This window comes from Blattabacterium cuenoti, assembly GCF_014251715.1.
Taxonomy (GTDB): domain Bacteria; phylum Bacteroidota; class Bacteroidia; order Flavobacteriales; family Blattabacteriaceae; genus Blattabacterium; species Blattabacterium cuenoti_M.
This window is the reverse complement of record NZ_CP059198.1, coordinates 205386-224203: the sequence shown is the minus strand read 5'-3', so window position 1 is coordinate 224203 and position 18818 is coordinate 205386. Positions and strand designations below refer to the sequence as shown.

Sequence of the window (18818 nt, the reverse complement as noted above, 5' to 3'; positions counted from 1 at the left end):
ATGTCATGATGAAAATTTTCTATCAAATTCTTTCATAATTTCAATTAAAAATTGAATACTTTCTAATGGTAGAGCATTATATATGCTTGCACGATATCCTCCTAAAAATCTATGGCCATCCAATCCTACAATATTTTCTTTTTTCCACATTTTATTGAATTCTTTTTCTAAATTTTTTTCTTTTAAAAAAAAGGAAACATTCATATTAGAACGATCATCTCTATGTATTATATTTTCAAATAAATTACTTTTATCTATTTCATTATATAATAATTTAGCTTTATACTGATTTTTTTTTTCTAAAAAAGAAAGACCTCCTTTTTTTTCTATCCATTCTAAAGTTAACATTGAAGTATAAATAGAAAAAACATTTGGAGTATTCAAAATACTATTATTTTGTATATGAATTTTATAATCCATATATGAAGGAATATTTCTTTTAATTTTTCCTAAAATATCTTTTTTCACAATAACAATAGTCATTCCTGCAGAACTAACATTTTTTTGTGCAGAAGCATAAATTAAACTGAATTGACAAAAATTTAATTTTCTACTAAAAATATCGGAAGACATATCACAAATTATTGGAATAGAGGTTTTAGGGAATATTTTCATTTGTGTTCCAACAATTGTGTTATTAGATGTGCAATGAAAATAATCCACATTATATGGAATTTTATAATTTTTTGATATATATGTATAATTATTATTTTTACCGGAAAATAAAATTTTTACTTTTCCAAATTTTTTTGCTTCCTTAATAGCATTTTTTGACCAAAATCCTGTATCTAAATAAGCGGCTTGTTTATTCATTAAATTATATGGAACCATTGCAAATTGTAATGTAGCTCCTCCTTGAAGAAACAAAATAGCATAATCATCATTTAAATTCATAATACGTTTTACTAAACTAATAGTTTTTTCAATTATTTCTAAAAAATCTATACTTCTATGAGATATTTCAAGTAAAGATAATCCAGATTCATTAAAATCAATGACAGATTTTGCTGATTTTATAACAACTTCTTTTGGTAAAACAGAAGGGCCTGCATTGAAATTGTGTATTTTCATAAATATAACAACTAATTCTTTTCAAAATTAAAAAAATATTAATTGAAATTGTAATATTAATAGTAAATAACTAAATTATATTTTTATACCTAATATTTTTTTTGTTTTTTCTGTAACTTTAAATCTATCATCTAAACGATTTCCTATAATAAAAATAATATATCCATTTCCATTAATTAATAACCATATTTGTTCTTTTTCTAAAAGAGAAAATTTTTTTTCTTTATAATATTTACTTAATTTTTTTGTTCCTTTCATATTGAAAGGAACAAAAAAATCACCTTTTCTCCATGTTCTTAATAATAATGGAAATTTTATTTTATCAAAATCTATAAAAAACATTTTTTTTTTTGTTTCTTTCTTTGGATCCAAAAAAAATTTTATATCAATAGGTAAAAAATCCCTATTTTCTATATTTTGTATTATATAAATTTTATTTTTATTTACCAAATAGAAATGATTGGATATAACAATCCAATCATTTCTATTTTTAATAATACGATATTTTTTTGATAGAAGTAATTTTCCAGATTGTGCGTTTATAAGATGTTTTAACCCATTAATATCATAAAATCCATATGGAGAAAATAATTTAAATAAATAAAAAGATAAAGGGTTCAATTTTTCTATTTCTTTACATTCTATTTTCCAAAAAAATGGATTTTCTTTTTTTTCTACTGTAATTTTACGATATTTTTTATCTATTTCTTTTTCTATTAAAAAATTTTCATCATGAAGATAATTTATCGTTTTTTGAACCCCCTTATCAAAAGATGATGAAAAATAGGAAAATTTAGATAAAAAAAAGCGAATTTTATTTCTTAAATATTTAATTTCTTTATTGCTACTATCCAATCTCCATTTAATATTTTTTATTGTAGCATAGTGCAAAATTTCTTTTTTTGTAAAATTATAAAGAGGACGGATAAATTTTTTATTTTTTTTTGGAATACCCAACAAACCCTTAATACCAGTTCCCCTAAAAATATTAATAAAAAAAGTTTCGATAGTATCATTCAAATGATGTCCAAGAACAATATATTCATATGAATATATTTTTAATAATTCTGTAAACCAATCATATCTAAGTTTTCTAGCCGCCATTTGTATAGACAACTTATTTTTCTTAGAAAAAGATAAAGTATCAAATCTTTTAATATGACATATTATATTTTTTTTAATACAAAAATTTTTTATAAAAATTTCATCTTCATCAGACTCTTTATTTCTTAATGTAAAATTACAATGAGCTACTACCAAATCAATATTGGGGATCTCAAGTAATAAATTGATAAGAACCATACTATCCAATCCTCCACTTACAGCAACACATATTTTTTTTGTTATTTCAAATGAAAAATTTTTTATAATTTTTTCTAAAAAAACATGATCAATTTTTTCCTTTTCCATTATAAATAATTTCTTTAACTATATCATTTTTAGATTTTTCACCTATATATATATTTTTATGAGATTTTTCATAAAAATATATTCTTTTTGATAAATGTTTTATTATAAATATAAATAATTCATTTTTAGATAAATGAGAAATTAAAGGTCTTGTTTTTTTTTCTAAAAATAATCTTTTCAATAAAGTAAAACTATCCATTTTTAAATAAAATGTTTTTGAATATTGATTAACTAAATCAATATTGTTATAAAAACAAGGAGTCCCTCCACCTAAGGATAACACATACTTATTTTTATTTTTTAATATTTTTTTTAGCATAATATGTTCCATTTTTCTAAAATAGAGTTCCCCTTTTTTCTTAAAAAGATTATAAATAGAATCTTTTTCCTTTTCAACAATAAGGGAATCTAAATCATAAAAATCTAAATTTAATTGTTTAGATAACATTTCTCCTATAGAAGTTTTTCCACTTCCCATATATCCTACTAAAGTGATTTTCATAAAAACATAAAAATTATAGTATATTTGCTCAATAACATAGATTTAGACCTGATAGCTCAGCTGGTAGAGCATTACACTTTTAATGTAAGGGCCCTGGGTTCGAATCCCAGTCAGGTCATTTAATTAATTATTAAAAAATTTCTAATACAATTCTAAAACAACAGGACAATGATCCGAATATTTTACATTAGGTAATAAATAGGCTTTTTTTATTTTTCTTTTAAAAGAACTACTTACCATAATATAATCAATTCTCCATCCTTTATTATTTTTTTTAGCATTATAACGATAACTCCACCAACTATAATGATGTGCTTCTTTTACATAACTTCTAAAACTATCTACAAATCCTAGATCTAAAAAATTAGTCATCCACTTTCTTTCTTTTGGTAAAAATCCTGAAATTTCTTGATTTTTAATAGGATCATAAATATCTATTTCATGATGACAAATATTATAATCTCCACAAATGATAAGATTATTCAATTTATTTTTTATTTTTTTTATGTGTAAAAAAAAATTTTTCATAAAAAAAAATTTAAAATCTAATCTATTTTTCATATCATTTCCTGATGGGATATAAAGACTAATTACCGATAAATTATTTAAATCTATACGTAATACTCTTCCTTCGTTATCAATAGTATCCACCCCAATACCATATTCTACATCAATAGGTTTTTTTTTACATAAAATACCTACTCCACTATATCCTTTTTTTATTTTAGAAGGTTCCCAATAATGATGATAACCTAAATTATCAAAAATTTTTGTATTTATTTGTTCAGGAAAAGCTTTTATTTCTTGTAGACATAAAATATCTGGTTTAATTATATTTATCCAATAAGATAATCCTTTATTTATACCAGATCTAATTCCATTTATATTGTAACTAATAATTTTCATTTTATTTTTTAGAGTATAAAAGTATAAAATATTCAAAATAGTTTTTATATTTGCCATTATGCGTTAATCTACATAAAAAGCTTACACTTGTAAGCTTTTGTTATTTCTATATGGATAAATTGAAAATAGCTATTCAAAAGTCAGGTCGTCTTTATGATGACTCTATAAAATTGCTGAAAGATTGCAGCATAGAAATTAATATTGGAATAGATAAATTAAAAACTACGGCTCTTAATTTTCCACTAGAAATACTTTTTTTAAGAGATGATGACATTCCTCAATATTTAGAAGATGGAGTGGCTGATATAGGAATTGTAGGAAAAAATGTTCTATTGGAAAAAAGAAAAAAAATAAAAATAAAAGAGACTTTGGGATTTGGAAAATGTAGGCTTTCTATTGCTGTTCCAAAATCATTGATTTATAATAATATAAAAGATTTAAATGGAAAACGTATTGCTACAAGTTATCCTTTTTTAGTTAAAGAATTTTTCAAAAAAAGATATATAAATGCAGAAATTCATGAAATATCTGGAGCTGTGGAAATAGCTCCTGGAATTGGTTTAGCAGATTGTATTTGTGATTTAGTAAGTAGTGGATCTACACTTTTTATGAATGGACTAAAAGAAGTAGAAACTGTTCTTCAATCTGAAGCTATTTTAGCTTCAAATCTACATTTAGGTTCTCCACAAAATATCATTATGGATAAATTATTATTTAGAATTAGAGCTGTAAAAAAAGCTAAAAATAATAAATATATTCTATTAAATGTTTCCAATGAACGATTAGAAAAAATAATATCTTATCTTCCAGGAATTAAAAGTCCAGTTGTTCTTCCTCTAGCAAATTCTGAGTGTAGTTCCGTTCATTCTGTGGTAAATGAAAATGATTTTTGGGGAATAATAGAAAATTTAAAGGCACTTGGAGCACAAGATATATTAGTCCTTCCTATAGAAAAAATTATACTATAAAAAAAATATGGATATGATTCAAGTACATCTTTATCCTAAATACAAAACATGGAAATCTATTTTTTTAAGATCTTCAAAAGATACTTCAGATTTTAGGAAAATCGTACTTCCTATTATTAAACATGTTAATTTATATGGAGATTTAGCTATAAAAACTTATACAAGAAAATATGATCATATCGATCTAAAACGTATTGAAATAACCGAAAAAGATTTTAAAAAAGCAAATATGCAAATTTCAAATAAACTAAAAAAATCTATTGAAATTGCATATGCAAATATAAAATATTTTCATCAAAAACAAATACAAGAAGAAACTAAAATAGAGGTTTCTACAGGAGTTTTTTGTTGGAGAAAAACTGTTCCAATAGAAAAAGTAGGTTTTTATATACCTGGAGGATCTGCCCCTTTATTCTCTACTGTACTAATGTTAGGAATTCCTGGAAAATTAGCAGGATGCAAAAATATCATATTATGTAGCCCTCCAAATAAAAATGGAGAAATTCATCCTTCTATTCTATATACAGCTAGATATATTGGAATCGAAAAAATATATAAAGTTGGAGGGGCTCAAGCGATTGCGGCTATGTCTTATGGAACAGAAACTATTCCTTCTGTATATAAAATATTTGGACCAGGAAATTCTTATGTAACGATAGCTAAGCAAATTGTATCACAAAAAGGGATTGTTTCTATAGATATGCCTGCAGGACCTTCAGAAATAATTATTATGGCTGATGATATTGCAAATACAGAATATGTAGCGTCTGATTTATTATCTCAATCCGAACATGATCCAGAAAGCTATATTCTTTTGGTAACCATAAATAATAAATATTGGATAGAAAAAGTAAAAAAAGAATTAAAAAAACAATTTTTATCTCTTTTTGAGAAACAAGAAATTATGAAAAAATCTTTGAGAAAAAGTAAAATAGTTGTTTTTTCATCTTTAGATGAATGTATGGATTTCATAAACCAAATAGCTCCAGAACATCTTATCATTAATTGTCATAATTCTTCTTATTGGGGAACAAAAGTAATCAATGCAGGATCCGTTTTTTTAGGAAATTATGCTCCAGTTAGCGCTGGGGATTATGCTTCTGGAACAAATCATGTACTTCCTACATATGGTTATGCTAAATCTTATAGTGGAGTGTCTGTAGATAGTTTTGTTAAAAAAATAACTTTTCAAAAAATATCTAAAAAAGGATTACAAAATTTATCGGAATGTATAAATGTCTTATCTTCTGAAGAAGGATTAATAGCACATAAAGAATCCATTAATATTCGGTTATCATAAAAAATGAATTTTTAAATATAAAAACATGAATACGAATAATAATAGTAGTAATAATTGTTATAATTTTGATTTAAATTCATTAATAAGAGATAATATTTTTAATGTGGATCCTTATCTATCCGCTAGAACCGAACATTATCAAGAAAAAAATTCTATTTTTTTAGATGCCAATGAAAATTCTTTTGGTCCTCCTTTATCTTTTTTAAATTCTTATCATAGATATCCGGATCCTTTACATAAAAAATTGAAGAAAAAAATATCAGAACTAAAAAATATTTCTTCATCTAAAATATTTTTGGGAAATGGAAGTGATGAAATTATTGATTTAATTTATCGTATTTTTTCTCGTCCAGAAATAGATCATGCTATTATTTTTCCTCCTACATATGGAATGTATGAAGTAAGTGGAAGAATTCATGGAGTAGATGTTATAAAAGTCCCCCTTCTTATAGAAAATAAGTATCAATTAAATTTAGGTAAAATTGAAAAAATAGTGAATATATATAGTAAAATTATTTTTATTTGCTCTCCAAATAATCCTACTGGAAATGATATTAAAAGAAAAGATATTGAAGATATTACAAAAAAATTTTCAGGAATTGTTGTTTTAGATGAAGCTTATATAGATTTTTCTAATCAAGAATCTTTATCCATAGAAATTGATAAATATCCTAATTTAATTATTATACAAACTCTTTCTAAATCTTGGGGGTTAGCTGGATTAAGAATAGGAATAGCAATCGCTTCAAAAGAAATTATTCAATGGATGAATAAAATAAAACATCCATATAATATAAGTTTTCTTTCTCAAGAAATAGCAATTAAAGCTCTTGAAAATAAAGATTTATTTTTTTACCATTTAAAAAATATTCTTTCAGAAAGAAAATATATGGAAAAAACTTTGAAAAAAATTCCTATTATACAAAAAGTATATCCTAGTTCTACTAATTTTTTATTAGTAAAAATTAATTTTTCTTCTAAAAATCTTTATCAATATTTAATGGAAAAAAAAATTTTTGTTAGAGATCGTTCTAAAATCATTTTATGTAATAATTGTTTAAGAATTACAATAGGAACTCACGAAGAAAATGAGTATTTAATAAATCAAATTAAAAAATATTCTATTCAAAAAATAAAAATGTAATGAAAAAAATATTATTTATTGATAGAGATGGGACTATTATATTAGAAAATCCTCAAAATTATCAAATTGATTCTATTGAAAAAATAAATTTTTATCCAAAAGTCATATTTTTTTTATCAAAAATAGTGCAAAAATTAAATTATGATTTAGTCATGGTTACAAATCAAGATGGGTTAGGAACGAATAAATATCCAGAAAAAACATTTTGGCCTATACATAATCATATCTTAAATATTTTAAGAACAGAAGGAATTCATTTTTCTTCTGTTCATATAGATAGAACTTTTCCAGAAGAAAATTATTCTACTAGAAAACCTGGAATAGGAATGCTTACTAATTATTTGAAATCTGATTACTATAATATTTCAAAATCCTTTGTTATTGGAGATAGGATAACTGATGTTTTATTAGCTAAAAATTTAGGATGTCAATCTATATGGATAAAAAAAGATCATCGTTTTCAAATTAAAGAAGAAAAAGATTATTATTCTACTATAAATGAAAAAAATTTAAAAGAAATAATATCCTTAAAAACTGATAACTGGGAAAAAATTTATGAATATTTATCATCTATTTCTTCTAAAAAATTATTGATTCATCAACGTGTTACATTAGAGACAAATGTTAAAATAACTATTTCTCTTTATGGAAAAGGAAAAGCTAATGTACAAACAGGACTTGGATTTTTTGATCATCTTCTGCAACAAATAGCTTTTCATAGTTCTATGGATTTAAACATTCAAACAAAAGGAGATCTTTATGTAGATGAACATCATACTATAGAAGATACTGGGATTGCTTTAGGAGAAATTTTTAATAAAACTTTAGGAAATAAAAAAGGAATAGAACGTTATGGTTTTTATTGCCTTCCTATGGATGAAAGTTTAGCTACAGTAGCATTAGATCTTGGAGGTAGAAATCAATTGGTTTGGAAAACAAAATTTTTTAGAGAAAAAATAGGAAAAGTTCCTACGGAAATGTTCCATCATTTTTTTAAATCTTTTTCTTTTTCTGCAAAATGTAATTTACATATTCATGCTGTAGGAAAAAATGAACATCATAAAATAGAATCTATTTTTAAATGTTTTGCAAAAGCCATTAAAATGGCAATACAAAAAAATTCTAATAAAATACCTAGTTCTAAAGGACTATTGTAAAATTTTTTATCAATTATGAAAACAATTATCATAAAATATCCTGCAGGAAATGTACAGTCGGTACTTTTTTCTTTAGAAAGAATAGGGGTACAAGCCATCGTAACAAATTCAAAAGAATCTATTCAAAATGCAGAAAAAGTTATTTTACCTGGAGTAGGAGAAGCAAATTGTGCCATGAAATATTTAAAAGAAAAAAAATTGGACATACTTTTATATGAATTAAAACAACCTGTATTAGGAATTTGTTTAGGAATGCAATTACTTTGTAAGTATTCAGAAGAAAGCAGCACAACATGTATAGGAATTTTTGATTTATTAGTTAAGAAATTTCAATCTAAAAACAAAAATGATAAAATTCCTCAAATAGGATGGAACACCATTCATAAACTAAAAGGACCTTTATTTGAAAATATTCCAGATGGAAGTTATCAATATTTTGTTCATAGTTATTATGCTTCCTTAGGAAAATACACTACAGCTAAAACAGAATATATTGTTTCTTACAGTGCTGCATTACAAAAAAATAATTTTTATGCTGTACAATTTCATCCAGAAAAATCTTCTTATGTCGGACATAAAATATTAGAAAATTTTATTCGATTATAAATAAATATGATGGATATTATAGTAGCTATAGATTTGATGGATGGAAAGTGTGTACGATTAATACAAGGGGATTTTAAAAGAAAAAAAATTTATAATGATGATCCACTAGAATTTGCTTTTTTATTAGAAAATAATGGAATATCTAGATTGCATTTAGTTGATTTAGATGGAGCAAAAAAAGGAAAAGTTGTACATTGGAAAATTTTGGAAAAAATAGCAACTCATACACATTTAATTATAGATTTTGGAGGAGGAATTCATACTGAAGAAGATCTACGTTCCGTATTTGAAAATGGAGGAAAAATAGCTACTGTTGGGAGTATTGCTGTTAAAAAACCTTTTCTTTTAAAAAAATGGATTAATATTTATGGAGGAGATAAAATACTATTAGGGGTAGATGTTAAAAATAGAAAAATAGCAATCAATGGTTGGAAAAAATTTGTTGATATTCCATTTTTTGATTTTTTAAAAGAAAAAAATAATCATGGTATAAAAAAAATTTTTAGTACAGATATATCTAGAGATGGTGTTCTTTCTGGCCCTTCTTTTTCTTTATATAAAGAAATTATTAAAAAATTTCCAAATATTGAATTAATAGCAAGTGGTGGAATTCGTCATATGGAAGATGTTAATAAATTATTTGAATTAGGTTGTAGTGGAGTAATTATTGGAAAAGCTATATATGAAAATAAAATATCATTCTCAAAACTTAAAAATTGGAAAAAAAATAATAATAATTAAATATGTTAACTAAACGTATTATTCCTTGTTTAGATATAAAAAATGGAAGAACCGTAAAAGGAGTTAATTTTAAACATTTAAAAGATGCAGGAGATCCAATAAAATTAATTTGTTGGTATACAAAACAAGGTGCAGATGAATTAATATTTTTGGATATAACTGCCACAAATGAAAAACGTAAGACATTGATTAATTTAGTTAGAGATATATCCAGTCATATTAATATACCTTTTACGGTAGGTGGAGGAATAAAAGAAGAAAAAGATGTAGAACTATTATTAAATGCAGGTGCAGATAAAATATCGATTAACACTGCTGCTTTTAAAAATCCAAATCTTTTAGAGAGCTTTTCTAAAAGATTTGGAAGTCAATCTATTGTTTTAGCAATTGATACAAAATATGAAAAAAATGAATGGTGGGTATATTTAAATGGAGGGAGAATTTCTACTAAAACTAAAACATTAGATTGGGCTAAAGAAGGAACTAATAGAGGAGCAGGAGAAATATTATTAACTTCAATGAATCATGACGGAACAAAAAATGGATTTGCTTTAGATATTACCAGTAAAATATCCGAAAGTATTACTACACCAGTCATTGCTTCAGGTGGAGCTGGAAAACTGGAAGATTTTTATAAAATATTTAAAAAAGGAAAAGCTGATGCAGCTTTAGCTGCTAGTATATTTCATTATAAAAAAATAGAAATTCCAAAATTAAAATTTTATTTAAATAATCTTCATATACCTGTAAGAATATGATAAAAAATACAAATATTTAATATTTTTAAAAAATAATGATAAATTTTAAAAAAGGTTTGATCCCCAGTATTATTCAAGATGCAAAAACGGACAAAGTATTAATGTTAGGTTATATGAATCAAGAAGCCTATAAAAAAAGTATTCATGAAAAAAAAGTAACTTTTTATAGCAGATCTAAAAAAAGATTATGGACTAAAGGAGAAATAAGCAAAAATTATCTTTTTATTCAAAAAATATTAATTGATTGTGATGGAGATTCTTTATTAATAAAAGCAGAACCTGCAGGTCCTGTTTGTCATAAAGGAACAGATACTTGTTGGGAAGAAATTAATAAAAAAAATTTTTTATTTTATTTAGAGAGTCTCATTTATAGTAGAATCAAAAAAAAACAAAAAAATTCTTACATTTATCAATTATCAAAACAAGGAATTAATAAAATATCCCAAAAATTAGGAGAAGAAGCTGTTGAACTTATTATTGAATCTAAAGATGATAATAAAAATTTATTCTTAAATGAATCTGCAGATTTACTTTTTCATTATCTCATTCTTTTGCATAAAAAAGGTTTTAAAATACAAGATGTTATCAATATTTTAGAAAATAGACATTTTCATAAAAAATTAAGGAATATTTAACATTTTATGAATTTGAAGAGATATCCTCCATTTTGGATTTTTTTTGATATAATCAATTATTTTTGGAATAATCTTAACAAGATTACTCCATTCAGGTTGTAAAAATAATACACAATTAGTAATTTTAACATGAGTAGCTTGTTCCTCAGCAAAAATAAAATCTTTTTCATTAGATATAATAATTTTTAATTCATTTATTTTTTTATAATTTTCAATTAAAGGAAGTTTACTTTTTTTAGGAGAAATCGTAATCCAATCCATATATTTTTCTTTAATAGGATAATATCCTGAAGTTTCAAGATGAATGCGATATTTTTTTTTTTTAAGAATTTTAGTTAAAGGATATAAATTCCACATCATGGGTTCCCCTCCAGTAATAATAATATTTTTTACTTTATAATTACTAATGTTAGTAATAATTTTATGAATTGGTATAAAATCTTTTTTTTTTATATTCCAGCTTTCTTTAGTATCACACCAATTACATTGTATATTACATCCTTCAAAACGAATAAAATATGCAGCCATTCCATAATAATGTCCTTCTCCTTGAATAGAATAAAAAAATTCTTTTATAGGAAAACTGTTCATTTCTCTATTCTATTTAATGCAGCTATTAAGGTATTCTTTAATAACATAACACGAGTCATAGGACCAATTCCTCCTGGTACAGGAGTTAGATAAGAAGCTTTTCCATAAACACTTTGAAAATCAACATCTCCTTGTATTTTTTTTTCATTATTTATGCTATTTATTCCTACATCTATAATAATAGAACCTTTTTTAATCATTTTCCCTTTAAGAAATCCTGGGATTCCTACTGCCACTATAATAATATCAGCTAATTTTGTATAATATTCTATATTTGGAGTATTACTATGTGTCAATGTAACCGTACTATTTCCTATATCACTTTTTTTACTCATGAGAATACTGATAGGTCTTCCAACGATTCTACTTCTTCCTATTACTACAGTATGTTTCCCATATATTTTAATTTTATTTCTTTCCAACATAGTTAATATGGCTAATGCAGTAGCAGGAAAAAAAGCTTTTATATCCAAAGCCATTTTACCAAAATTTTCAGGATGAAATCCATCTACATCTTTTTTTGGATTAATGGATAAAATAATTTTATCCTGATTAATGTGTTTTTCAAGAGGAAATTGCACAATAAAACCATCTATTAATGGATTTTTATTCATTTTGTTTATTTCTTCTAATAATTTTTTTTCTAAACTACCTACAGGCAAATGAACTAAAGAAGATTGCATTCCAATATTTTTACACTCTTTAATTTTGTTTTTTACATATGTAATACTAGAATGATTAGTTCCTGTTAATATAATTCCAAGATGAGGAATGCGTTTTTTTTTATTTAGTATATTTTTTTCTATTTTTATGGAAATTTCTTTTCTTATTTCTTTCGCTAATTGATTCCCATTTAATAATTTAGTAGTCATTTTCTAATTTCTATTTCTTTTGTTAATTCAAGGAATTCTTTTACAGACAATTCTTCTGCTCTTTTATTTAAAAATGGTATTTTATAAAAGTTTGGAATATATTTGAATAATTGTAGAGAATTTTTTAATTTTTTTCTTCTTTGATTAAAAGCCGTTTTTACACATTGAAATAACAAATTTTTATTACAGTAAATGATTTCATTTTTCTTTTTTAAAGTAATAACTGCAGATTTTACATTTGGTATAGGAAAAAATACTTTTTCTTTTACAGTAAAAAGATATTTTACATCATAAAATGTTTGTATTAAAACTGATAAAATTCCATAAGTTTTTTTACCTTTATTAGATGTAATACGTCTTGCAACTTCTTTTTGAAACATTCCAACGCATTCTGGAATATATTGATGATATTCTAATATATGAAATAATATTTGAGAAGAAATGCTATAAGGAAAATTTCCAATAATTGCAAAATTATGTAAATTTATTTCCTCAGGATTCCATTTTAAAAAATCTCTATGAATAATTTTATTTTTAGAAATAGAAAAATTTTTCCTTAAAAAGGAAATCAATTCTTTATCAATTTCTATTAAAAAAACTTTATGAGATGGATTATTTAATAAATATTGAGTTAGGATTCCTAATCCTGGCCCTATTTCTACTACTGTATTATAATTTTGAAAAGAAAGATTTTTTACAATTTTTTTTGCTAAATTTTTATCTTTTAAAAAATATTGATCAAATTTTTTTTTAAAAATATATTTATGCATTTGCATTGTGCAAATATAGAAAATATTATTTGTATCTTGTTATATGTGTTATATAAAGTAATATGGTAAACAGTATTTTAGTTTTTTTATGCTTCAAATCTCTTTTATACGAAAAAATATAGAAAAAGTTTTTTTAGGATTAAAAAAACGTAATTTTCGTAAAATTCATCTAATAGATGAAATATTAATTTTATACGAAAAAAAAAAAATAACTCAAAATTTTCTGAATAAAATATTAGAAAAAGAAAATTATTTGTCTAGAAAAATAGGGGAATTTTTAAAATCAGATATTAGTTTTCAATCTAAAATAAATTTTTTTAAAGAAAAGTCTGCTCTTTTAAAAAAAGATAAAAAAAATTTTAATATTAAATTAAAAAAAATTGTTCAAAATTTAGAAAAAAAATTAAATCAAATACCTAATATTCCTGATGAAAAAGTAAAAAAAAAATTTGAGAAAAACGATATTATTTTTCAAGAAGGTAAAATTTATTGTACAATACAAAATCCTCTTCCACATTGGGAATTAGCTAAAAAATTTTGCCTATTTAATTTAAATTTAGGAACAAAAATATGTGGATCTGGTTTTTCAGTTTATATGGGTAAAGGAGCTAAATTGCAAAGAAGTTTAATTCAATATTTTCTAGATCAAAATATACGAGCTTCATATAAAGAATATAGTTTACCTTATCTTATAAATGAACAATCTGGATATGCTACTGGACAAATTCCGGATAAAGAAAATCAAATGTATTTTATAGAAAAAGATAATTTTTATTTAATTCCTACTGGAGAAATTCCTATTATGAATTGTTATAAAGATAAAATACTCACATCTGCTGATCTTCCTATTAAAGCAACTACTTATACTTCTTGTTTTAGAAGAGAAGCAGGCTCATATGGAAAAAAAGTTAAAGGATTGAATAGATTGCATCAATTTGAAAAAGTAGAAATAATTCAAATTACTACACAAGATAGTTCTTCTTATTATTTAGAAGAAATGATTTTACATGTTAAAAATATTTTAAAATCTTTAAATTTACCTTTTCGTCTTATTCGTTTAAATGGTCCAGATATTGGTTTTTCTTCTTCTATTACTTATGATTTTGAAGTTTATTCTATAGCACAAAAAAAATGGTTAGAAGTAAGTTCAATATCCAATTGTACCAATTTTCAATCTAATCGATTGCATCTTAAATACAAAACTATTAAAGGACATATAAAATTATGTCATACCCTAAATGGTAGTTCTTTAGCCTTACCAAGAATTATGGCCACTTTATTAGAAAATAATCAAACTGAAAATAAAATTAATATTCCTAAAGTTTTGGTTCCTTATACTGAATTTGATCATATAAAATAAAAATTTTTTATGTTATGAAAGTGATTGATCATATAACTAAAGCAAAAAAAAGTTTATTTTCTTTTGAAATTTTACCTCCTTTAAGAGGACATGATATTAAAGATATTTTTTCTACTTTAGATCCTTTAATGGAATTTAATCCTCCTTTTATTGATGTTACTTATCATAGAGAAGAATTTTTTTATATAAAAAAAGATAATGGACTTTTGCAGAGAAAAAAAATTTCAAGACGTCCAGGAACTGTAGGGATTTGTGCTGCTATTATGAATAAATATGGAATAGATGCGGTTCCACATTTGATTTGTGGAGGATTTAATAAACAAATGACGGAAAATGCATTAATAGATTTAAATTTTTTAGGTATAGATAATGTTTTAGTTCTTAGAGGCGATACTATAAAATATGAAAATAATTTTCTTTCACCAAAAGATGAACACAAATATGCACTTGAATTAGTAGAACAAATTCAAGATTTAAATAGAGGAAAATATCTTGATAAAACTTTTGTTGAACGAAAAAAATATCCATTATTTAATTTTTGCATAGGAGTAGCAGGATATCCAGAAAAACACTTTGAAGCTCCAAATATTGAAAAAGATTTATTTTTTTTGAAAAAAAAAGTAGAAGCTGGGGCTAATTATATTGTTACTCAAATGTTTTTTGATAATAAAAAATTTTTTAATTTTGTAAAAAAATGTAGATCAGAAGGAATTTCTATTCCCATAATTCCTGGAATTAAACCTATTTCTTCTAAAAAACAGTTGAATAGTTTACCCTCTCGTTTTTATTTAAATATTCCTAATGAATTAGTGAAAGAAATTGAAAAAGAAAAAAATAAAAAAATGGTTTCTCAAATTGGAATTGAATGGGCTATTCATCAATCTAAAGAATTAAAAAATTCTGGGGTAAAAGTAATACATTATTATACCATGGACAGACCAGAAAATATTTATAAAGTAATTAAAGCTATTTATTAAATTAAATAAAGAGTTTTTTTTATCGCATTTATTATTTTTTCTTCATTTGGAAACCAATTTTTTATTAAATTAGAAGCATAAGGAGCGGGAGTATCCAATAAAGTTATTCTGTTAATAGGTGCATCAAGATAATCAAATGCTTTTTTTTGTATAATATATGAAATTTCAGAAGCTATAGAAGAAAAAGGCCATGATTCTTCTAAAATTACTAATCGATTCGTTTTTTTTACAGAAGTAAGTATAGATTCATAATCTAATGGACGTAAAGTTTGTATATCTATTACTTCTATACTTATATTTTCTTTATCTAATTTTTTTGCTATATTTAGAGCCATTTTCATTATTTTTCCGAAAGAAACTAAACTAATATCAGTTCCTTTTTTTTTTATATCTGCTTTTCCAATAGGAAGAATATACTCTTCTTCTGGTATCATCATTTTGTCTCCATACATTTGTTCAGATTCCATAAAAATAACCGGATTGTTATCCCTTATTGCAGATTTTAAAAGTCCTTTAGCATCATAAGGATTACATGGAATAACAACTTTTAATCCAGGACAACTAGCATACCAACTTTCAAAAGATTGAGAGTGAGTCGCTCCTAATTGTCCAGCAGATCCAGTTGGTCCTCTAAAAACGATGGGGATATTCCATTGACCTCCACTCATATAACGTATTTTAGAAGCATTATTCACAATTTGATCCATAGCAACTAAGGAAAAATTAAAAGTCATAAATTCTATAATAGGCCTACATCCATTCATGGCAGAACCTACACCTATTCCCGAAAATCCTAATTCAGATATAGGGGTATCAATAACTCTTTTTGGTCCAAATTCTTCCAACATTCCTTTAGAGGCTTTATAAGCTCCATTGTATTGTGCAACTTCTTCTCCCATAAGATAAACCGTATCATCTTTTCTCATTTCTTCACTCATAGCTTCTGCTATTACTTCACGAAAAGTTTTTTCTTTCATAAGGGTATGTATAAGTTTTTTTTTAAAAAAAAACAACGGAAAAAAAAGAACATTCTTTCTTTTCCGTTACGAATATTTAATCTATTAATTTTTTTCCGCTTTTTCTTTTTGTCTTTTTAGAAAATTTTCTTGTTTTTTTTGTAGAGCCTTTTTTTCATCTTTTGCTTCTAGTATTGATTTAGAAAATTTATTTAAAAGTATATTTTTTTCTTTAAGAACCTCTAATCTTTCTTTTCCATATTTTTTTTGATCTTCGAAATCTTTTTGAGCTTGTATTTGCTCATTTGAACCTAAAGGTTTAGATCTCATTATCATTTTTCTTCTTTTAATCTCACTTAATATTTCTTTTTGGACATCTACCATTTGGTAATACTCTTTATAATGTTTTGAACTTTCTTTTTCTAATTTTTCTATTTTTTCTCCTATTTCTTCAATTTCTTTTGATAAATCTACTGGATTTATATCCATATCAGTATCATCATTCTGATCACTATCACCAGAATTAGAAGAAGTTGTAGTAGGTGTACTAGTAGAAGTAGTAGGAATATCTACTGGAGTCTCTGTAGTTTTTGGAGTAGAAGAAGAAGTTATAGTAGGTGTACTAGTAGAAGTAGGGGGATCAGAAACAGAAGGAGTTTCTACTGTAGTAGGGGTATTTTTATTAACGCTAGGTTCTTCTTCCCCAACAGAAGCTATCTCATCATTACAAGAGACAATAAATCCTAACGAAAGAAAAATTGTTGGAATTAAAAATCTCATAGAAGTATTCATAATAAAAATTTTAAATATTATTATTTAAATATATAAAAAAAAATTATTACATATAATAAGAATTTTATATATTATTATGAAAGGATGTAGGTAAAAAAAAATTAAAAAATAAGAATATCCTTTCAAATTGTAGGATATTTATATTTACAATTATTTATTATATATGGGTTATATGGATGAATTCATTAGATTAGCTATACGTGGAATTTCATTAAGTCAAATACAAGCTGGAATATATGTTTTATTACTTGAAGAAGAATCTGGAAGAATTAAACTTCCTATTATTATAGAAAGTTTGCAGGCTCAATCTATTGCTTCTGCTTTAGGAAAAAGAGATCCATCTAAATTTTTTACACATGATTTATTTATTACTTTTGCTAAAGTCTTTGATATTACACTCAAAGCTGTTGTTATATATAAATTAGTAAATGGAATATTTTTTTCTTATATTTTATTTGAAGGAGCCCATGTAGAAGGAGAAAAAATAGAAAAAAAAGAACATAAAATAGATTCTAAAACATCAGATGCTGTAGCTTTGGCTGTTCGATTCCAAGCTCCTATTTATACAACAAGAGAAATTTTCGATAAAGCTGGTATTTATTTTGAAAATGGGGTTCCTAAAGAAAATGAAACTTATGAAACAAGAATAGAAAATAATGGACTTATTTTTTTTAAAGAAAAAAGTCAACAAGATTTAGAAAAAATGACAGAAAAAGATTTAAATGCTTTATTAAATCACGCCGTAATCAATGAATGTTATGAACTAGCAGCAAGAATAAAAAAGGAATTGGATAGAAGAGAATAATTATTTATTTTTTTTTTCGAATCGGATAAAACTGTAATCATATAGATGATATTTATCTTTTTTGTAAAAAAATTCATGTATTTTATTCCACTTTTTTATATCTATTTTTGGGAATTTAGCATCTCCATAAAATTTTTTATGAACTATTGTTAGTTCTATAACGTCTGCTTGTCCAATTGTAGATGCATATATTTTTTCTCCTCCTATAATAAATATTTTTTTATATGAAAAATGATCTATCTGTTTAACAGAAGAAACGATTTGAATATTGTTTTTTTTTTAAAGTAATTCATTTTACTTTTTGTAAGTATAATATTTTTTCTTTTTGGAAGTATTTTTCCAATAGATTCGAAAGTTTTTCTTCCCATAAGAACTGGTTCTCCAATAGTTAAATTTTTAAAACGTTTTAAATCATTAGGTAAATGCCACATTAATTTATTTTTTTTTCCTATAAATCCATTTTTAGAAACAGCAGCTATTAATATTATTTTCATCAT

General features: G+C 24.2%; 22 protein-coding genes and 1 tRNA gene. 12 read left to right on the top strand and 11 right to left on the bottom strand.

Going from position 1 to position 18818, the window contains the following annotated elements; translation table 11 throughout:
* Positions 1-3: 3 nt before the first annotated feature.
* The 3 genes from serC to H0H59_RS01045 form a co-directional block, all read right to left on the bottom strand.
* Positions 4-1071, bottom strand: coding sequence for a 3-phosphoserine/phosphohydroxythreonine transaminase (gene serC / locus H0H59_RS01055; RefSeq protein ID WP_185862316.1), 1068 nt, complete (start codon positions 1069-1071; stop codon positions 4-6).
* A gap of 75 nt (positions 1072-1146) precedes the next feature.
* Entirely contained in the window at positions 1147-2481 is a 1335-nt protein-coding gene (gene tilS, locus H0H59_RS01050; RefSeq protein ID WP_185862315.1) for a tRNA lysidine(34) synthetase TilS, read from the bottom strand.
* On the bottom strand, positions 2462-2983 hold the full coding sequence (locus H0H59_RS01045) for a shikimate kinase (RefSeq protein WP_185862314.1): 522 nt from the start codon (positions 2981-2983) through the stop codon (positions 2462-2464). Before H0H59_RS01045 ends, tilS begins: the two co-directional genes overlap by 20 nt.
* Positions 2984-3028: 45 nt before the next feature.
* Between H0H59_RS01045 and H0H59_RS01040 the strand changes: the two genes are divergently transcribed.
* Positions 3029-3101 (top strand) — tRNA-Lys (locus H0H59_RS01040).
* Between the two features lie 23 nt (positions 3102-3124).
* Here H0H59_RS01040 and H0H59_RS01035 read toward each other — a convergent pair.
* Positions 3125-3889 carry an exodeoxyribonuclease III gene (locus tag H0H59_RS01035; protein WP_185862313.1) on the bottom strand — a complete coding sequence of 255 codons (765 nt, stop codon included), beginning with the start codon at positions 3887-3889 and terminating at the stop codon, positions 3125-3127.
* A gap of 110 nt (positions 3890-3999) precedes the next feature.
* Between H0H59_RS01035 and hisG the strand changes: the two genes are divergently transcribed.
* The 8 genes from hisG to hisIE are packed head-to-tail and all read left to right on the top strand — an operon-like array spanning position 4000 to position 11198.
* A complete protein-coding gene (hisG, locus tag H0H59_RS01030) occupies positions 4000-4857 on the top strand; it encodes an ATP phosphoribosyltransferase (protein ID WP_185862312.1) in 858 nt (285 codons plus the stop codon).
* A gap of 7 nt (positions 4858-4864) precedes the next feature.
* A complete protein-coding gene (hisD, locus tag H0H59_RS01025; protein WP_185862311.1) occupies positions 4865-6157 on the top strand; it encodes a histidinol dehydrogenase in 1293 nt (430 codons plus the stop codon).
* Between the two features lie 25 nt (positions 6158-6182).
* Positions 6183-7301: a histidinol-phosphate transaminase gene (hisC, locus tag H0H59_RS01020; RefSeq protein ID WP_185862310.1), complete on the top strand. Its 1119-nt coding sequence runs from the start codon at positions 6183-6185 to the stop codon at positions 7299-7301.
* Complete coding sequence (hisB, locus tag H0H59_RS01015; protein ID WP_185862309.1) at positions 7301-8458, top strand: bifunctional histidinol-phosphatase/imidazoleglycerol-phosphate dehydratase HisB; 1158 nt, start codon at positions 7301-7303, stop codon at positions 8456-8458. The genes hisC and hisB overlap by 1 nt, the downstream gene beginning before the upstream one ends.
* A 15-nt stretch (positions 8459-8473) precedes the next feature.
* A complete protein-coding gene (hisH, locus tag H0H59_RS01010; RefSeq protein ID WP_185862308.1) occupies positions 8474-9064 on the top strand; it encodes an imidazole glycerol phosphate synthase subunit HisH in 591 nt (196 codons plus the stop codon).
* Positions 9065-9073: 9 nt separating this feature from the next.
* Positions 9074-9805, top strand: a complete 732-nt coding sequence (gene hisA, locus H0H59_RS01005) for a 1-(5-phosphoribosyl)-5-[(5-phosphoribosylamino)methylideneamino]imidazole-4-carboxamide isomerase (RefSeq protein ID WP_185862413.1) — start codon at positions 9074-9076, stop codon at positions 9803-9805.
* A 2-nt stretch (positions 9806-9807) separates the two neighbouring features.
* A complete protein-coding gene (gene hisF, locus H0H59_RS01000) occupies positions 9808-10563 on the top strand; it encodes an imidazole glycerol phosphate synthase subunit HisF (RefSeq protein WP_185862307.1) in 756 nt (251 codons plus the stop codon).
* 35 nt (positions 10564-10598) lie between these two features.
* The gene (gene hisIE, locus H0H59_RS00995) at positions 10599-11198 is read left to right on the top strand and encodes a bifunctional phosphoribosyl-AMP cyclohydrolase/phosphoribosyl-ATP diphosphatase HisIE (RefSeq protein WP_185862306.1); all 600 of its coding nucleotides are present in this window, start codon (positions 10599-10601) and stop codon (positions 11196-11198) included.
* Here the strand turns inward: hisIE and H0H59_RS00990 are convergent.
* From H0H59_RS00990 to rsmA, 3 genes are read right to left on the bottom strand one after another with little or no spacing between them, the layout of a single operon-like run.
* Positions 11184-11789, bottom strand: a complete 606-nt coding sequence (locus H0H59_RS00990; protein WP_185862305.1) for a 7-carboxy-7-deazaguanine synthase QueE — start codon at positions 11787-11789, stop codon at positions 11184-11186. The genes hisIE and H0H59_RS00990 overlap by 15 nt on opposite strands.
* Complete coding sequence (locus tag H0H59_RS00985; protein WP_185862304.1) at positions 11786-12661, bottom strand: bifunctional 5,10-methylenetetrahydrofolate dehydrogenase/5,10-methenyltetrahydrofolate cyclohydrolase; 876 nt, start codon at positions 12659-12661, stop codon at positions 11786-11788. Before H0H59_RS00985 ends, H0H59_RS00990 begins: the two co-directional genes overlap by 4 nt.
* Positions 12658-13437: a 16S rRNA (adenine(1518)-N(6)/adenine(1519)-N(6))-dimethyltransferase RsmA gene (gene rsmA / locus H0H59_RS00980; RefSeq protein ID WP_394798651.1), complete on the bottom strand. Its 780-nt coding sequence runs from the start codon at positions 13435-13437 to the stop codon at positions 12658-12660. The genes H0H59_RS00985 and rsmA overlap by 4 nt, the downstream gene beginning before the upstream one ends.
* An 82-nt stretch (positions 13438-13519) precedes the next feature.
* Here rsmA and serS point away from each other — a divergent pair, with 82 nt between their 5' ends.
* Both serS and metF read left to right on the top strand, forming a co-directional pair.
* Positions 13520-14791: a serine--tRNA ligase gene (serS, locus tag H0H59_RS00975; protein ID WP_185862302.1), complete on the top strand. Its 1272-nt coding sequence runs from the start codon at positions 13520-13522 to the stop codon at positions 14789-14791.
* Between the two features lie 14 nt (positions 14792-14805).
* A complete protein-coding gene (gene metF, locus H0H59_RS00970) occupies positions 14806-15768 on the top strand; it encodes a methylenetetrahydrofolate reductase [NAD(P)H] (protein WP_185862301.1) in 963 nt (320 codons plus the stop codon).
* Here metF and H0H59_RS00965 read toward each other — a convergent pair.
* Both H0H59_RS00965 and H0H59_RS00960 read right to left on the bottom strand, forming a co-directional pair.
* Complete coding sequence (locus H0H59_RS00965; protein WP_185862300.1) at positions 15765-16745, bottom strand: pyruvate dehydrogenase complex E1 component subunit beta; 981 nt, start codon at positions 16743-16745, stop codon at positions 15765-15767. The two genes, metF and H0H59_RS00965, sit on opposite strands and share 4 nt — an antisense overlap.
* A gap of 84 nt (positions 16746-16829) precedes the next feature.
* A complete protein-coding gene (locus H0H59_RS00960) occupies positions 16830-17516 on the bottom strand; it encodes a hypothetical protein (RefSeq protein ID WP_185862299.1) in 687 nt (228 codons plus the stop codon).
* A 172-nt stretch (positions 17517-17688) separates the two neighbouring features.
* Between H0H59_RS00960 and H0H59_RS00955 the strand changes: the two genes are divergently transcribed.
* Positions 17689-18321, top strand: coding sequence for a bifunctional nuclease family protein (locus H0H59_RS00955; RefSeq protein ID WP_185862298.1), 633 nt, complete (start codon positions 17689-17691; stop codon positions 18319-18321).
* Here H0H59_RS00955 and H0H59_RS03090 read toward each other — a convergent pair whose 3' ends face one another.
* Both H0H59_RS03090 and H0H59_RS03085 read right to left on the bottom strand, forming a co-directional pair.
* Positions 18322-18531, bottom strand: a complete 210-nt coding sequence (locus tag H0H59_RS03090) for a dihydrofolate reductase (RefSeq protein WP_317167923.1) — start codon at positions 18529-18531, stop codon at positions 18322-18324. It abuts the gene before it with no gap.
* A gap of 26 nt (positions 18532-18557) precedes the next feature.
* On the bottom strand, positions 18558-18818 hold the full coding sequence (locus H0H59_RS03085; protein WP_262887140.1) for a dihydrofolate reductase: 261 nt from the start codon (positions 18816-18818) through the stop codon (positions 18558-18560).

Excerpts from the sequence above, each read along its gene's own strand:
- serC (WP_185862316.1), bottom strand. The coding sequence starts at position 1,071 with ATGAAAATACACAATTTCAATGCAGGCCCTTCTGTTTTACCAAAAGAA.
- tilS (WP_185862315.1), bottom strand. The coding sequence starts at position 2,481 with ATGGAAAAGGAAAAAATTGATCATGTTTTTTTAGAAAAAATTATAAAA.
- H0H59_RS01045 (WP_185862314.1), bottom strand. The coding sequence starts at position 2,983 with ATGAAAATCACTTTAGTAGGATATATGGGAAGTGGAAAAACTTCTATA.
- H0H59_RS01035 (WP_185862313.1), bottom strand. The coding sequence starts at position 3,889 with ATGAAAATTATTAGTTACAATATAAATGGAATTAGATCTGGTATAAAT.
- hisG (WP_185862312.1), top strand. The coding sequence starts at position 4,000 with ATGGATAAATTGAAAATAGCTATTCAAAAGTCAGGTCGTCTTTATGAT.
- hisD (WP_185862311.1), top strand. The coding sequence starts at position 4,865 with ATGGATATGATTCAAGTACATCTTTATCCTAAATACAAAACATGGAAA.
- hisC (WP_185862310.1), top strand. The coding sequence starts at position 6,183 with ATGAATACGAATAATAATAGTAGTAATAATTGTTATAATTTTGATTTA.
- hisB (WP_185862309.1), top strand. The coding sequence starts at position 7,301 with ATGAAAAAAATATTATTTATTGATAGAGATGGGACTATTATATTAGAA.
- hisH (WP_185862308.1), top strand. The coding sequence starts at position 8,474 with ATGAAAACAATTATCATAAAATATCCTGCAGGAAATGTACAGTCGGTA.
- hisA (WP_185862413.1), top strand. The coding sequence starts at position 9,074 with ATGGATATTATAGTAGCTATAGATTTGATGGATGGAAAGTGTGTACGA.
- hisF (WP_185862307.1), top strand. The coding sequence starts at position 9,808 with ATGTTAACTAAACGTATTATTCCTTGTTTAGATATAAAAAATGGAAGA.
- hisIE (WP_185862306.1), top strand. The coding sequence starts at position 10,599 with ATGATAAATTTTAAAAAAGGTTTGATCCCCAGTATTATTCAAGATGCA.
- H0H59_RS00990 (WP_185862305.1), bottom strand. The coding sequence starts at position 11,789 with ATGAACAGTTTTCCTATAAAAGAATTTTTTTATTCTATTCAAGGAGAA.
- H0H59_RS00985 (WP_185862304.1), bottom strand. The coding sequence starts at position 12,661 with ATGACTACTAAATTATTAAATGGGAATCAATTAGCGAAAGAAATAAGA.
- rsmA (WP_394798651.1), bottom strand. The coding sequence starts at position 13,437 with ATGCAAATGCATAAATATATTTTTAAAAAAAAATTTGATCAATATTTT.
- serS (WP_185862302.1), top strand. The coding sequence starts at position 13,520 with ATGCTTCAAATCTCTTTTATACGAAAAAATATAGAAAAAGTTTTTTTA.
- metF (WP_185862301.1), top strand. The coding sequence starts at position 14,806 with ATGAAAGTGATTGATCATATAACTAAAGCAAAAAAAAGTTTATTTTCT.
- H0H59_RS00965 (WP_185862300.1), bottom strand. The coding sequence starts at position 16,745 with ATGAAAGAAAAAACTTTTCGTGAAGTAATAGCAGAAGCTATGAGTGAA.
- H0H59_RS00960 (WP_185862299.1), bottom strand. The coding sequence starts at position 17,516 with ATGAATACTTCTATGAGATTTTTAATTCCAACAATTTTTCTTTCGTTA.
- H0H59_RS00955 (WP_185862298.1), top strand. The coding sequence starts at position 17,689 with ATGGATGAATTCATTAGATTAGCTATACGTGGAATTTCATTAAGTCAA.
- H0H59_RS03085 (WP_262887140.1), bottom strand. The coding sequence starts at position 18,818 with ATGATGAAAATAATATTAATAGCTGCTGTTTCTAAAAATGGATTTATA.